Here is a 300-nt window from a genome sequence, read left to right on the forward strand (position 1 = left end):
GGATCCAAGCTACCATCTTGATCCACATCGAAGAACACCTTACCCGAAACAGACTTATCGCCCGCTTTTGGCTTTTCTGTAAAGCGGATCGCTGGCGTTGGCTCTTTGCCAACCACAACCTTAGCGATGTTACTTACTGCGCCCAAACCACTACCAATATAGCGCTTGCCGGTTTGATATTCGCTCGAAGGGGTTTGCACAAGGGTGTAGCCATCGGCGTTAGATTCAATTAACCCGGTAAAACTAAAGTCACCTTGCGCGTCAGTGGTGGTGGTTAATTCAACCGCTTGGCCGTATTTG

At 49.3% G+C, this 300-nt stretch carries 1 protein-coding gene; it reads right to left on the reverse strand.

All coding sequences use genetic code 11. The features are described 5' to 3' along the window. Window positions 1–300, reverse strand: a 300-nt coding sequence (locus tag N475_RS25650) for a hypothetical protein (RefSeq protein ID WP_162269571.1), incomplete at both ends; no start/stop codon positions are given.

Source organism: Pseudoalteromonas luteoviolacea DSM 6061 (assembly GCF_001625655.1).
Taxonomy (GTDB): Bacteria; Pseudomonadota; Gammaproteobacteria; order Enterobacterales; family Alteromonadaceae; genus Pseudoalteromonas; species Pseudoalteromonas luteoviolacea.